The sequence below is a fragment of the Kineococcus gurbantunggutensis genome (assembly GCF_050871925.1).
In the GTDB taxonomy this organism is placed as follows: domain Bacteria; phylum Actinomycetota; class Actinomycetes; order Actinomycetales; family Kineococcaceae; genus Kineococcus.
Genome location: NZ_JBJLSG010000003.1, coordinates 1 through 13,401, shown reverse-complemented (window position 1 = coordinate 13,401; position 13,401 = coordinate 1). Strand labels below are relative to the sequence as shown.

The window sequence follows — 13,401 nt, the reverse complement described above, 5'->3', positions numbered from 1 at the left end:
GGCCGTGGACCGCTCAGGTCGGCGAGAGGTGGGCCCGCGGGATGCTCAGGTCACCGGCTGCCACGGGGCGGGCGAAGTAGAAGCCCTGAGCGCTGTCGCAGGAGGCGTCGAGCAGGGTCTGCAGCTGCCCGTCCTGCTCCACGCCCTCGGCGACGACGTCCAGGGCGAAGCTGTGGGCTGCGGTGATGAGCAGGCGCACCAGGTCAGCGTGCCCGTGCCCGGGGGAGGAGACGAAGCTGCGGTCGATCTTGAGCACGTCCACCGGCAGGTGCGGCAGCTGGCCGATGGAGGTGTACCCGGTGCCGAAGTCGTCGATGGCGATGCGCACCCCCAGCCGGCGCAGCGCGGCCATCTGCTCCAGCGCGGTGGGCTGGTCCACCAGGACGGTCTCGGTGATCTCCAGCGTCAGCCGGGAGGCGGCGATGCCGGAGCCGGCCAGGGCGTCGGTGACGTCTTCGAGCAGGTAGTGCGCGCCCAGGTGCCGGCCGGAGATGTTCACCGCCACGGACAGCCCGGCGCGCTCGCCGTCCGCGCCGTCCGCGCCGTCTTCGCCGTCCGCACGGTCCTCGGCGTCCCAGGCGGCCAGCTGCTGCAACGCCTGGTGCAGCGCCCAGCGCCCGATGTCGCAGACCAGGTCCGAGCGTTCGGCCAGCGGGATGAAGGCGTCGGGAGCCAGCAGGCCGTGCCCGGGGCGGTTCCAGCGCACCAGCGCCTCCAGGCTGCGCGTGCGCCCGGTCAGCAGGTCCAGCACCGGCTGGTAGTGCAGCACCAGCTCGCCACCGGCCAGGGCCCGGCGCAGCGCGTCCTCGGTGGCGGCCTGAAGGGCCAGCTCGGCGCGCAGCTGCTCGTCGAAGACCTCCACCACGCCGCGCCCGGCGTGCTTGGCGCGGTAGGCGGCGGCGTCGGCCTCGCTCAGCAGGCGGTCCGGCGTCACCTCGCTGCCGGTGGTGCCGGTAGTGCTGGCAGCCCGGTGCGCGGGCTCCCGCCCGGACACCCCGGACGGCTGTGACGGCTGCGGCGGCTCGCTGAGCGTGATGCCGATGCTGGCCCCGACCCGGGCGGTGCGCCCGCCTGCGTGCTCTTGCAGGTGCACCGGTGCGGAGACCGCTTCGATGAGCCGCCGGCCCAGCTCGATCAGCTCGTGGTGCGTCCCGGCCGGTTCCACCAGCACGACGAACTCGTCCCCGCCCAGCCGGCACACCGCGTCCCCGCCGCGCACGAGCGCCTGCATCCGCGCGGCCACCACGCGCAGCAGCTCGTCGCCGGCGGCGTGGCCGAAGGAGTCGTTGACGGCCTTGAAGTGGTCCAGGTCCACGAACAGCACCCCGATGCGGCACCGGTTGCGTCGTGCCCGGTGCAGCGCGGCCTGGAGGAGCACCAGGGCCTGGGCGCGGTTGGGCAGGTCGGTCAGCGCATCGTGCGAGGCCTGGTGCGCCAGGTCCACCTGCAGGCGCTCGCGCTCGTGCACGGCGGTGATCATCTGGGTGATCGAGGAGTGCACCACCGCGCCCAGCGGGCCGGGCAGCGGCTCGCGCACGACCTGCGAGGCGATGTCGCCGCCGGCCACGGCCCCGGCCTGCTCGTGCAGCCGGCGCAGGCCGGCCACGGTGGCGCCCAGGCCGCGCGCGACGGTGCGCACCTCGCGCGGGCCGCCCTGGCCGATGTCGGGCAGCTCCCCGTCGCGCACGGCCTCGGCCTGGGTGGCCAGGCGGCGCAGGGGCCGGGCGATGAAGCGGTGCACACCGGCCATGACGGCTGCGGTCAGGGCCAGCAGCACGCCACCGGCTGCCAGCAGCGCGCGCAGGTCCTGCTCGGCGCGCCGGGCCGGGCCCTCGGTGGCGCGCACCGCGAGCTCGCCGATCTCGTGCACCGCCTGGCGCAGCGCGGCGTCGCGGCTGGTGTTGGCGCCGGTCAGTGCCGCGAACTGCGGCAGGGACAGCTCCGCGCCGGAGGTGGCGGCGGCGTCCAAGACCGCGTCGACCTGCACGGCGGAGTCCTGACTGGTGGCGCGCTGCCACACCCGCCGCGCCGGGGCGCTGACGCGGGCGCTCAGCTCGGCCTCGGCGGCGCGGTAGCCGCCCCAGGCCTGCAGGAAGCCGGCGCGAGCCTGCTGGCGCTGGGCCGCCGGCGCCGAGAGCGAGCCGAAGAGCAGCGGCACCTGCGAGCTGGCGGCGGTGGAGGCCTGCTGGGCGCGGTCCAGGTCGCCCACCGCGCGGGCACCGGCACCGTCCAGGGACTGCGCCCGGGCGGTGTCCAGGTGCGCGTCGACCTGCCCGGTCAACTGCGTCACCAGGGCGCGGTAGTCCTCGAAGACGGCCGTGACGTCCTGCCCGGTGGCGGCAGCCGCGCGCAGCTGCGAGACGCGCTGGCCGGCGGCGCGGGCCTGGGCGGCCGCGGTGGTGCCCGCGGTGGTGTCCTCGCTGACCTGCACGGCGGTGCGCACCGCGGCGTCGGTGGCCGCTTGCACCGCGCGCAGCTGCTGCTCGATCGCCTCGCCGGCCCCGGCCGGCACACCGGTCAGGTCCACGCCCACCGAGGTGGCGGTGGCCGGGTCGCTGAGCACGGCCCGGGCCAGCACCGGCACCACCTCCTGGGCGGCGCTGGCGCGCACCGCGTCCAGCGCCACCGCCGCGCGCACCTCGTCGGCCGCGCGCTGGGCCGCGGCGGCGATCTCGCGGGCCTCGTTGGCGGCGATGCCCGCCGCACCGGCCAGCCCGATCACCGGTACGGCCACCAGCGCCAGCAGGCTCTGCTGCAGCGAGGCAGCCGCTCGCGCGCGGCGAGGTGCCCGGGGGGTGGAGCGCACGCCGTGTGATCGGCACGCGCGGTGCACCGCTGGAGGGCTGCTGGACCAGCCTCACCCGCTCGGCGCTGGGGCCGGTGGCCGCCACCGGTCCCAGCGGTGAGCAGTGCTGCACCCGTGCGATCGCCCGCACCGCTCGCCGCAGCCGCTTGCTCGCGCCACCCCGCGCCCGGACCCGCAGCCCGAGGGCCGAGGACCGACGTCGGCTGAGCAGCGCGCCGGCTGGGTGCAGGACCCCGTCACCGCACGCGCGGCCCAGCGCCCGCAGTCCGCCCGAGGCGCGCCCTGCCGCAAGCTCGGGGGAGCTGGACCTGCCGGTGCGGTGTGCCGGCGCGGGACGCGGAGGTCGAGCGGAGGCCACAGCCGCGCGTCTTGCCGGGCGGGGAGCACCGCGCAAGCGCTCACGGCGTCCTACGGGATCCTCGCGGGCCTGCTCGAGCCGTCTGCGCTGGAGTCAGCGGCCGGCAGGAGCGCTTCGTGCTCGACGGGGTCCACCCGACCCGTAGCCCGTCGGCCGCGCGTGCGGTGACGGGGTCCTCAACAGGGGACACCCCCCACTGAGTGCGGTGCATCAGCGTGTCACTGAGTGCGGTGCATCAGCGTGCGAGGACTGCCCGGTCCCTGACGGCGTTGTGGAAGCGGGGGGAGTCGGGGCGCCCGAGCAGGTAGCCCTGCCCGTGCGTGGCGCCCAGGGCGCGCAGCTGGGTCAGCTCCGCGTGCTTCTCGATGCCCTCGGCGACCAGGGCGGCACCGACCTCGGCGGCGAAGGAGGCCACCGCCCGGGCCACCGCGCGCAGCGTGGGGTCCTGGTCGATGCCGTGGACGAAGGACATGTCCAGCTTGACGATGTCCGGGCGCAGGCGCGCCAGGTGCTGCAGGCCGGCGAAACCCGCGCCGGTGTCGTCGATGGCCAGGCGGGCACCGCGGGCGCGCAACGCGTCCAGGGCGTTGGTGATGCTGGGGTAGTCGGTGATCTGCTCGTGCTCGGTCATCTCCACCACCACCTGCTGCAGCGGGTGCGCGCGCAGCAGGTCGTAGGTGGCCGGGTGCACGATCGTGCGCGGGGAGAGGTTGACCGACAGGTACGTGCCAGCGGGCAGGTCCGGCACCAGCTGCAGCGCCGAGGTCACCGCGGCGTGCTCCAGGGTCAGCTGGATGCCCAGCCGGGCGGCGGTGGCGAAGACGTGATCGGGGCGAAGGGGTGCGCCGGTGGTGTCGCTGAAGCGCGAGAGCACCTCGTACCCGCACGTGGCGCCGCTGGCCAGTTCCACGATCGGCTGCACCACCGTGCGCCGTCGCTGGCCCGAGAGCAGCCCGGCGAAGGTGGCCAGCTCGCTCTCGCGCTGGGCGCTCAGCTGCCGGCTCTCGTGCAACGCCTTGCCGATGAGCGTGGCGATGGTGGCCAGCGCCTGCACCTGCGAGGCGCTCCAGGGCGTGCCGGCCTGGCTGTTCAGCCCGCACAGGGTGCCCCACACCGTCCCGCCCGGCAGGGTCACGGGCACCCCGCAGTAGGCGCCGATGCCCACCTCGGCGGTGATGGCCAGCGCGGAGGTCAGCGGGTGCACCCGCGCGTTCGCCACGACCGCGGGCAGCTCGCCGGTCAGCAGCATCGAGCAGTACGTCTGCTCCACGGCGATCTCCTCGCCCTCGCGGATGCGCGGGGGCAGGGCGGCGTGCTCGTCGACGTCCACGACGGTGTACGTCTGCCGGCCTCCGTGGATGCGGCCCAGGAAGAGCACCTGCGCGCCCAGCAGCTCGCGGGCCTGGTGCACCAGCCGGCGCACGGCCGGGGACGGCGCACCCGGTGCGAAGGGGTCCTGCTCGCGCTGCTCGGGTGCGCCCAGGTGCGCGATGAGCGCCTGAGCGGTGGCGCGCTCGCGCAGCGCGCTGAGCACCGCACCGGCCTGCTGGGCCAGCGCCTCGGCGCGCACCTGGTCGTCGGTGCTGAACGGCGCCGCGTGCTCGCCCTTGGTCAGCCACAACCCGCCCAGCACCCGCCCTTGCACGCTCAGCGGAACGCCCAGCAGCGCCTTCATCACGAAGTGCCCGAAGGGGGTGCCGACCGCCTGCGGGTGCGTGCGCATGTCCTCGGTGCGCACGGTGTTGCCCGCCAGGACGTGGCCCAGCAGCCCGACCGGCCGGGGCAGGTGCGGCATCTTGTCGGGGTGACCGGCGGGCATGCCGCGGTGCGCCAGCACCGCGATGCCGGCATCGGGGCCGGTCAGCAGCGCCACGGCGTGCTCGGCGCCTGACAAGGGCACCAGCGCCTCCAGCAGCGCCTCGAGCACCGCCTGCTCGGAGTCGGCGTACGTCAAGGCGACGACACCTCGCACCGCCGCCGTGGTTCGCATGCTGCTCTCATCGACCGGCCCGGGAGCCGGCTGCAGGCGCGAGCGCACGCATCACCCGATCGCCGCTGCGCCGGTTCGCGCGAGCCGGTGCGGCACCCGGTGCGGCACCCGGTGAGGCACCCGGTGCGGGGTAGTGCTGCTGGGTTCGCGCGCCGGCATCACCGGTCGCGTCAGCGCTCGTGCTGTCGCGTGCGGAGCCGACCACCCGGTGCAGGTGCAGCAACCGCCGGCCAGGGCCGATCCGCTCCCGACCCACCGGCCCTGCGAGGCACCGCTTGCCCGCAGGTGGCAACAGCCGCGCGCGTCCTGCTGCCGCGAGGGTCCTCATCGAGCGGGCTGTGCTGCCCGTGCGGTGGGCGCGGGTGGACGTGCGCCACCGGGGGTGAGTGCCGCTGGTGCTGCTGGCTGATCACCACGACGCAGCAGGACGACGGTCGCTGCTGAGGGTGGACTGCTCGTGCGTGAGCACCTCCGAGCGCGCCAGCGGGGCCGCGGCGGGGGCACCTGCCGCACGCTGGGCCTGCCCGGTGCTCCGGTGTGCGTGCACGCGGTTCTTGCCCGCGCGCTTGGCGCTGTACATCGCGGCATCGGCCTGACTCAACACCGCCTCTGGATCGGTCCGTGCCGACGCCAGGACCATGCCGATGCTGGCGCCGACGCGGAAGTCCCCCCGGGTGGAGGTGCCCTGAGCGGTGGTGCTCCGGTTCAGCAGCACCGGTGCCTGCAGCGTCCTCAACAGCCGATCGGCGATCACCCGCAGGCCCACCTCGCCCTCCGCGCCCTCGGCCAGGCCCGGGCACACGATCGCGAACTCGTCCCCGCCCAGGCGGGCCAGGGTGTCCCCCGGGCGCAGGCACGCGGTGAAGCGGGCGGCGACCTCGCACAGCAGCTCGTCCCCGGCGGCGTGCCCGGCGCGGTCGTTGACGGCCTTGAACCCGTCCAGGTCGGCGAAGAGAACCCCCACGCGCTGCCCCTCGCGCCCGGCCGCGGCCAGCGCGTGCGTCAGGCGGTCGTGCAGCAGGGTGCGGTTGGGCAGCCCGGTCAGCGCGTCGTGCAGCGCCTGGTGGCGCAGCGCCTGCTCGGCGGCCGCGCGGGCGGCCTCGGCGGCCTTGCGGGCGGTGACGTCCTCGACCAGGCACAGCAGGTGCGGCCGGCCACCGTCGCCGGTGGGCGTGCCACCGCTCATGACGGTGGCCGAGAGCATGCCGAAGCGCACGGTGCCGTCGGCGTGCTCGTAGCGCTTCTCCACGTGCGCCTGGGTGAGCTCGCCCAGCAGGAAGGGCGCGAAGGAGACGATGCACTCGGCCCGGTCCTCGGGGTGGGTCAGGTCGTGGAAGTCGCGGGCGAGCAGCTCGACCTCGCTCAGGCCGGTGAAGGCGCACATCGTGGCGTTGACCTGCAGGATCTGCGCGGCGTCGTCCTCGGTGAGCCCGACGATCATCATGCCCACGGGGGCGGTGTCGAAGGCGGTGCGGAAGCGCTGCTCGGAGGCGGCCAGGCGCGCCTGAGCGGCTCGTTCGGCCGTCACGTCGCGCACGGCCAGCACCGCACCGCGTGCACCCCACGCTCCCTCGTCCTCGTCCTGGCCCTGGCCTGCACGACGGGCACCGTCCGCGGTGCCGGGCCCGTCCACCGGCATCGGGTGGGCGCTGAGGTTCAGCAGGCGACCGCCGGGGCTGGCCGCCGTGGTGACGAGCACGTCGACGCCATCGACGCTCTGCCCGCGCAGCGCACGCGCCAGCGGCAGGTCCTGCACCGGCCACGGCGAGCCGTCGGGGTGGCTGACCCGGAAGGACTCGTCCCACGCGCTGGTCTCCAGCCCCTCCGACAGGTCCTGGAAGACCTCCTGGGCGGCGCGGTTGCGCATGAGCACCTGCGCTCGGGCGTCGTACACCGTCAAGGCCTCGGCGGTGGTCTCGAAGACCGTGCCCAGCAGTCGCGCGCTCGCACTGGCCCGCGCCAGGGCCTGCTGCACCAGCGCGTCCAGACGCCCCCGCTCTTCACGGTGCAGCACCAGCATGAGCGTCAAGGCGGTCAGCACCAGCACCAGCAGCTGCACCGCCACGATCCGGTCCACGGCCGGCACGCCGGTGAAGGGACCGGAGCCGGCACGGGTCAGCGCGATGAGCAGCACGTCGCTGGCAGCCACCGTCACCAGTGCCGCTCCGCCGGGCGCGCGCAGGCCCAACCACACCGCCCACGGCACCAGCAGGAAGGTCAGCGGCGCTTGGCCGGTGCGCTGCAACCAGGTGAAGAACACCCCGCTGGCGATCATCACCAGGACGTACTCGCCCCAGCGGGCGGCCGGTGCCCGCACCGCCCGCGGGTCGTCCCACCGCAGCCACAGCGCGGCGACCACGACCGTTCCGGTGCTGTGGCGCACCAGCCAGGCCAGCTCGGTCGCCAGCACCGGCTCGTCCAGCAGCAGCACGGCCGCGCTGGCACCGATGAGCGCCCCGGCCCCGGCTCCGACACCCGAGGCGATCAGCAGCGCCCACAGGTCGCGCGGCTGGCGCAGGCGGAAACCGCGCGGCTGCAGGCGCTGGTGCACCGCGCAGGCCACCAGCGCCTGCACCGTGCCGGCCACGGCGAAGGACAGCGCGACCGCCGGTCGGTGCAGGATCACCATCTGCACCGCCGCTGAGCAGGCGGTCAGCAGCGCAGCAGCCCTCCAGCGCGCACCGGGTGAGCGCCAGCAGCGTGCCAGCCACACGAAGCCCACGCCAGCAGCCGGCCACACCACCGCCAGCGTGCCGCCGGGCAGGTGCGAGGCGCGTCCCAGCGCCGTGGCCAGCGCGTACAGCACGATGAAACCCAGCGTGGGCGCCGGTGGCCAGGTGCGCAGCCGCTGCAGCGATGCGCGTGCGGTAGTGCCCATGTCGCCTCTCCCCGGATGCCGTTCAGCAGCAGCTGAGCGCTTCGTGTCATCGGCACCGTGCAGGCACCGGTTGAGGGTGCCTTCGGGTGGCACGGTTCGTGCACTCACCGGTGCTCCTGCCGGGTGCGTGCCAGCAGGGCCCAGCTCCCGTGCCCCTGCGGCGTCGTGATCGGCGGGCGTGGTCGACAGCTTCCCCGGCCCGCCGCCGTGTCCACCGCTTCAGCGACGGTGCGGCGACGACCGCTCCTCCAGGGTCGTCCCTGTGGATCGGCCGCCCAAGCAGCAGGTCGTGATCGGCGCACTGCAGACGCCTCCCGGAGAATGCTGTGAGAAGGCGCCCTGCACGTCGCGGTGCCGAGGAGCGCTTCGGCCGCGCCGCGGTGGAACCGCGCCTGCCGGGGTGGTGGTGTGGGTGACGAGCGTGCCGGCTCGTGCCCGGCGGGGCCGTGGTGTGCGTTCTCGTAGTCCTGACGGGTGGCCCGTCGTCAAGGCCGCGGCTGGTGCGTCGATGCCCTAGGACAGGGTCCTCTGGAAACAGGTGACCGGTGCACCGATGTCGGAGGGGACACGCTGGTGATCGACAACCGGGTGACGCTGGCGGTCTTCTTCGGCATGGGGAGCGCGCTGCTGCACGCCGTGGCCGCCACCGGGGTCTGGAACGGCGTGGACCGGCCGGTGATCGCGGTGCTGGGCGTGGTGGCGCTGGTGGTGTGCACCGGCCTGCTGCTGGTGCGGCGCTTGCCGGTTCCGCTCGCGCACGTGCTGCTGTGCGCCGGCACCGCGGTCATCGCCACCGCGGTGCACGCCGGCGATGGGGGGGTGCCCAGCGCGGCCATCGCGATGTTCACCGGCTGGGTGGTCATCTACGGAGCGCTCTTCCTGCCCCGGCGCCAGGCGGTGGTGCACAGCGCCACGGCCCTGGCCGCCACCTCGCTGGTCCTGGGCGCGGGTCAGCCCCTCGCCCCCGCGGCCCTGCACATCGTCCTGCTGGTGGTCATCACCGCTTCCACCGGTGTGATCGCGGGGCTGCTGACCCGCCGCACCCGCCTGCTGGCCACCACCGACGCCCTGACCGGGTTGCTCAACGAGGCGGGTCTGGCACAGCTGGTGGCCCACAACCTCGCCTCGGCGGACGCCGAGCGTCCGGGAGTGGTGGTGCTGCTGGACATCGACCGCTTCGGCGAGCTGAACCAGGCGCTGGGTCGTGAGGGCGGCGACGAGCTGCTGCGGCAGGTGGCCCGGGCCTTGCAGGCCCGCGTCCAGGGCCAGGACCAGGGCCGGGGCCGGCTCGCGCGGTTGGGCGGGGACGACTTCGCCGTGTGGATGTCGCACGACCTGCGGTCGGCGCGCCGCGAGGGAACAGGCCGCGAAGGATCAGTTCGCGAAGACGCGGACAGCGACGGGGCTGACGCGCTGGAGCTGCAGCGACTGGTCGCCGACCTCGCGCACGGTGCCCGCGGGCCCTTCGAGCTCGACGGCATCGCCGTCGAGCTCGACGTCACCGCCGGCGTGGTGCTCTCTCCTCAGCACGGCGGTGAGCTGTCCCCGCAGCGCGGTGGTGAGCTGACGACGCTGCTGCAGCGCGCGGAGAGCGCCCTGCGCGCCGCCCGGCGCGCCGACAGCCCGGTGCGCTCCTGGAGCCGGGACCTGGAGGAGCGCACCGCCGAGGAGGTGCAGCTGCAGGGGCAGCTGCGCACCGCCGTGGGCGAGGGTCAGCTGCGGGTGCACTACCAGCCGCTGGTGCACGCTCACGGCCGGCGCATCGGCGGGGTGGAGGCGCTGGTGCGCTGGCAGCACCCCACCCGCGGACTGCTGGCCCCCGGCGCCTTCCTGCCCCAGGCCGAGCGCACCTCGGTGATCGTGGCGCTGACGGACTGGGTCCTGGGCCAGGCCCTGGAGCAGGCCGCGAGCTGGGTGCGCGCCGGGCGCCCGCTGCGCGTCTCGGTGAACCTCTCCGCGCGCCTGCTGGCCCACGAGGGCCTGGCCGAGCAGGTGCGAGCGCACGTGGCGCGCACCGGTGTGCCCGCGCACCTGCTGGTGCTGGAGGTCACCGAGTCCGCGGTGATGGCCCAGCCCCAGCGCGCGGTCGAAGCCCTGGCGCAGCTGCGCGCGCTGGGGGTGCGCATCGCGCTGGACGACTTCGGCACCGGCTACACCAGCCTGGGACTGCTGCAGGACCTGCCCCTGGACGAGCTGAAGGTGGACCGCCGCTTCGTGGCCGGTGCCCTGCGCGGCGGCGGGGACGAGGCCATCGTGCGCTCGGTGGTGGAGCTGGCGCACCGCCTGGGCCTGGAGGTGGTCGGTGAGGGCGTGGAGGACGAGGCCACCGCGCAGCTGCTGGCCGAAGCCGGCTACGACCTGCTGCAGGGTTACCACTTCGCCCGCCCGCTGCCCGCCGAGCAGGTCGAGCACCTGGACTTCGCCGTGCCCGCACCGTTGCCTGCGCAGCTGAACCCCGCGCTGGAGCAGATCCGGGCCCGCTCCGCCGAGCGGCACGCCGCCGCGGCCGGGATGGACGATGCGGTGCTGCGCGAGCTGAGCGCCGTCGCCGCGCGCGTCACCGGCGCTCCCGCGGCCGCGGTGAGCTTCATCGGCCAGGACCGGCAGCACCTCAGCGCCACGATCGGCGTGCCGGCCCTCACCGGACCGCGTGAGCACAGCTTCTGCCAGCACGCCCTGGAGGGCAGCGGGGTACTGCAGGTGCCCGACACCACCGCCGACCTGCGCTTTCGCGACCTGCCGCTGGTGGTGGCCGGCCCACGGGTGCGCTTCTACGCCGGCGCTGCGATCACCGATGCCGCGGGGTTGGTGCTGGGCACGGTGTGCGTCTTCGACCAGCGCCCGCGCACGTTGAGCGCCGGGCAGCAGGAGACGCTGCGTGCCCTGGCCCGCGCCGCCGGCGCGCGCTTGAACGCGCTGGCGGATTCCACCGCGGTTGGCCCCGCGGCACGAGCACGCCAGCAGCGAGCCGTTCACCGCTGAAGTCCCGTGCGGTAAGTCGCCGGCACGTTGTGGGTGCAGCACCGCCGCGGTCCTCGCAGCGTCGTTGGCCCGAGCACGCAAGACGCCGCTCGCGGACTCGGGCGGTACCCACGGGTGCCCACCTGTGCTCGTCGCTGGTCGAGCGAGGGATCCGGCTGCGGCACCGACGTGGTGAGCACACGATGACGAGGCACCACTGGTGGTACCGGTGCGTGTCGGGTGCACCCGTCGGATCTGACGATCAGCAGCGTCACCCGTTGCACCGTCCAGGTTCTTGGCGGCGGGGCCGGTGGCTGCGTGCTTCAGCCGAGGACGCACGGCGTCGAGACTTCGATCAAGAAGGTCTTGTCGAGTGGTGCAGACTGTCGTGCGCCGAGAGGAGGTGCGGTGACGGCGCTGCTGGCGTTGGCCTTCGCCTTCTCCGGCGTGGTGTGCGCGCTGACCGCCGTGCTGGCCTGGCGCCGGCGCGCCAACACCCCTGCGGCCGGGGCCCTGGCCGCGGCGATGGCCGGGATCGCGCTGTGGTCGGCCACGGGCGTCTTCGTGCACCTGCCCGTCGAGCTGACCCTGCAGCGGGTCACCGGCAGGATCAGCTTCATCGGGGTCCACCTGACCGTGGTGGGCCTGTGGTGCACCAGCCGGGCGGCGACCGACCGCAGCTGGCGCCTGCGCCGTGCCGTGGCCCTGCGCCTGGTGAGCAGCTCCGCCCTGCTGGTGGGCGCGGTGTTCACCAACCCCTGGCACCAGCTGTTCTTCTCCAGCGCCCGCGCCTCGGCCACGGGGCGGCTGCAGGTCGAGCTCGGTCCGCTCTTCTGGGTCGACATGGCCTACTGCTACCTGCTGCTGGGCTGGGGCGTGCAGCACCTGCTGCGCGCGTGGTGGCGCGCCCGCTCCGTCTTCCGCCACCAGCTCAGCCACCTGCTGCTGGCCTCGTGCGTGCCAGTGATCGGCAACCTCACGGTCCTAGCCGTGGCGCTGGTGCACGACCAGCGCGGTGAGCGCGCTGTGGACTACACCCCCCTCTTCCTGGCCCTGACCGGGCTGATCTACGCCCGCGCGATCTTCCGCCACGGCCTGCTGCGCCTGGTGCCGGTGGCCCGGGCGCAGGTGGTGGAGGCCATCGAGGACGCGGTGGTGGTCCTGGATGCCGACGGGCGGGTCGTGGACGTCAACCCCGCGGCGATGGCGCTGCTGACGCGCACCAGCTCCACCCCCACCACCCATATCCCCACCTCCACATGCACTGCGTCGGACGTGCCAGACGCACCGGGTGTGCCGGGTGTGCCGGTGACGTCCAGCGACGTCGTCGGGCAGCTGGCGGTGCAGGTCCTGCCCGCCCAGCTCAGCGCCCTGCTGAGCAGCGGGACCGGGCGCGAGCACGTGCGGCTGGCCGAGGGCGTGCACCTGGACGCCCGCGTCAGCGCCCTGCGCGGTGCGCGCGGGCAGGGGCTGGGGCGCGTGCTGGTGCTGCGCGACGTCAGCGAGCTGGTCGAGCAGCGCCAGCTGGCCCAGCGCGCCAGCCAGCGCCTGGCCGAGCAACTGGCCCTGACGCAGGCCCTGCAGCAGCGCCTGGCCGAGGAGGCGGTGCGCGATGCGCTGACGGGCCTGCACAACCGCCGCCACCTGGTGCAGGTCCTCCAAGAGGCCGTGGACCACGCCCGGAGCACCGGTGAGCCGCTGAGCGTGGTGCTCATCGACGTGGACCGCTTCAAGGCCGTCAACGACACCTACGGCCACCACGGCGGGGACGCGGTGCTGCAGGCCGTGGCAGCCCGGCTGCAGCGGGGCTGCCGGCAGGGGGACACCCTGGCCCGCTACGGCGGGGAGGAGTTCGTCCTGCTGCTGCCGGCGACCACCGCCGCCCAGGCCGTGCGGCGCGTCGAGCAGCTGCGCCGGGAGTGCGCGCAGACCCGGGTGGACCTGCCGTGCGGCGAGGAGGGCACCTCCCCGCGCCGGCGGGTGGCGGTTGCGGTGACGTTCTCCGCGGGGGTGGCCACCTGCCCGGAGCGGGGTACCACGGGCGATGAGCTGCTGGTGGCAGCTGACCGGGCGCTGTACGCGGCCAAGGCGGGCGGGCGCGACCGGGTCGTCACCGCCCGCTGAGTGGCCGGGGTGCCGGGATGCCGGAGTACCGGTGTACCGGAGTGCCTGCTTGAGCCCGCGCGGTCGCCTCGCACGCTGTGGGTGCGTGCCGTGGGGTCAGACCCGCCCGGTGCGCGGTGGTGCCAGCGCGAAGACGCTGGTGATGCTGACGTCCTGAGGCTGGACGGGCCTGCCGGTGCTGCGGGTCAGGCTCTGGGCGATGAAGTCGACGACGCTGGCGGTGTCGCCGATGGCCCAGGGGTTCTGCGCGCCGATCTCCTGGTGGCCGCGCAGGCGCAGGTTCT

At 74.7% G+C, this 13,401-nt stretch carries 6 protein-coding genes; 2 read left to right on the top strand and 4 right to left on the bottom strand.

What is annotated here, in order from left to right:
- Window positions 1-13: 13 nt before the first annotated feature.
- The 3 genes from ACRYR7_RS00740 to ACRYR7_RS00730 all read right to left on the bottom strand — a co-directional run bounded on the left by ACRYR7_RS00740 (window position 14) and on the right by ACRYR7_RS00730 (window position 8,032).
- The gene (locus ACRYR7_RS00740) at window positions 14-2,734 is read right to left on the bottom strand and encodes an EAL domain-containing protein (RefSeq protein WP_432570154.1); all 2,721 of its coding nucleotides are present in this window, start codon (window positions 2,732-2,734) and stop codon (window positions 14-16) included.
- A 665-nt stretch (window positions 2,735-3,399) separates the two neighbouring features.
- Complete coding sequence (locus ACRYR7_RS00735; protein WP_432570153.1) at window positions 3,400-5,154, bottom strand: EAL domain-containing protein; 1,755 nt, start codon at window positions 5,152-5,154, stop codon at window positions 3,400-3,402.
- 409 nt (window positions 5,155-5,563) lie between these two features.
- Entirely contained in the window at window positions 5,564-8,032 is a 2,469-nt protein-coding gene (locus ACRYR7_RS00730) for a diguanylate cyclase domain-containing protein (RefSeq protein WP_432570152.1), read from the bottom strand.
- Between the two features lie 573 nt (window positions 8,033-8,605).
- Here ACRYR7_RS00730 and ACRYR7_RS00725 point away from each other — a divergent pair.
- Both ACRYR7_RS00725 and ACRYR7_RS00720 read left to right on the top strand, forming a co-directional pair.
- The gene (locus tag ACRYR7_RS00725) at window positions 8,606-11,014 is read left to right on the top strand and encodes an EAL domain-containing protein (protein WP_432570151.1); all 2,409 of its coding nucleotides are present in this window, start codon (window positions 8,606-8,608) and stop codon (window positions 11,012-11,014) included.
- 387 nt (window positions 11,015-11,401) lie between these two features.
- Window positions 11,402-13,117 (top strand): diguanylate cyclase, encoded by a 1,716-nt coding sequence (locus ACRYR7_RS00720; RefSeq protein ID WP_432570150.1) that lies wholly within the window; start codon window positions 11,402-11,404, stop codon window positions 13,115-13,117.
- 96 nt (window positions 13,118-13,213) lie between these two features.
- On the opposite strand, the gene ACRYR7_RS00715 is transcribed toward ACRYR7_RS00720, so the two are convergent.
- Window positions 13,214-13,401: hypothetical protein (locus ACRYR7_RS00715; protein ID WP_432570149.1), on the bottom strand; the 188-nt coding region annotated here is incomplete at its 5' end.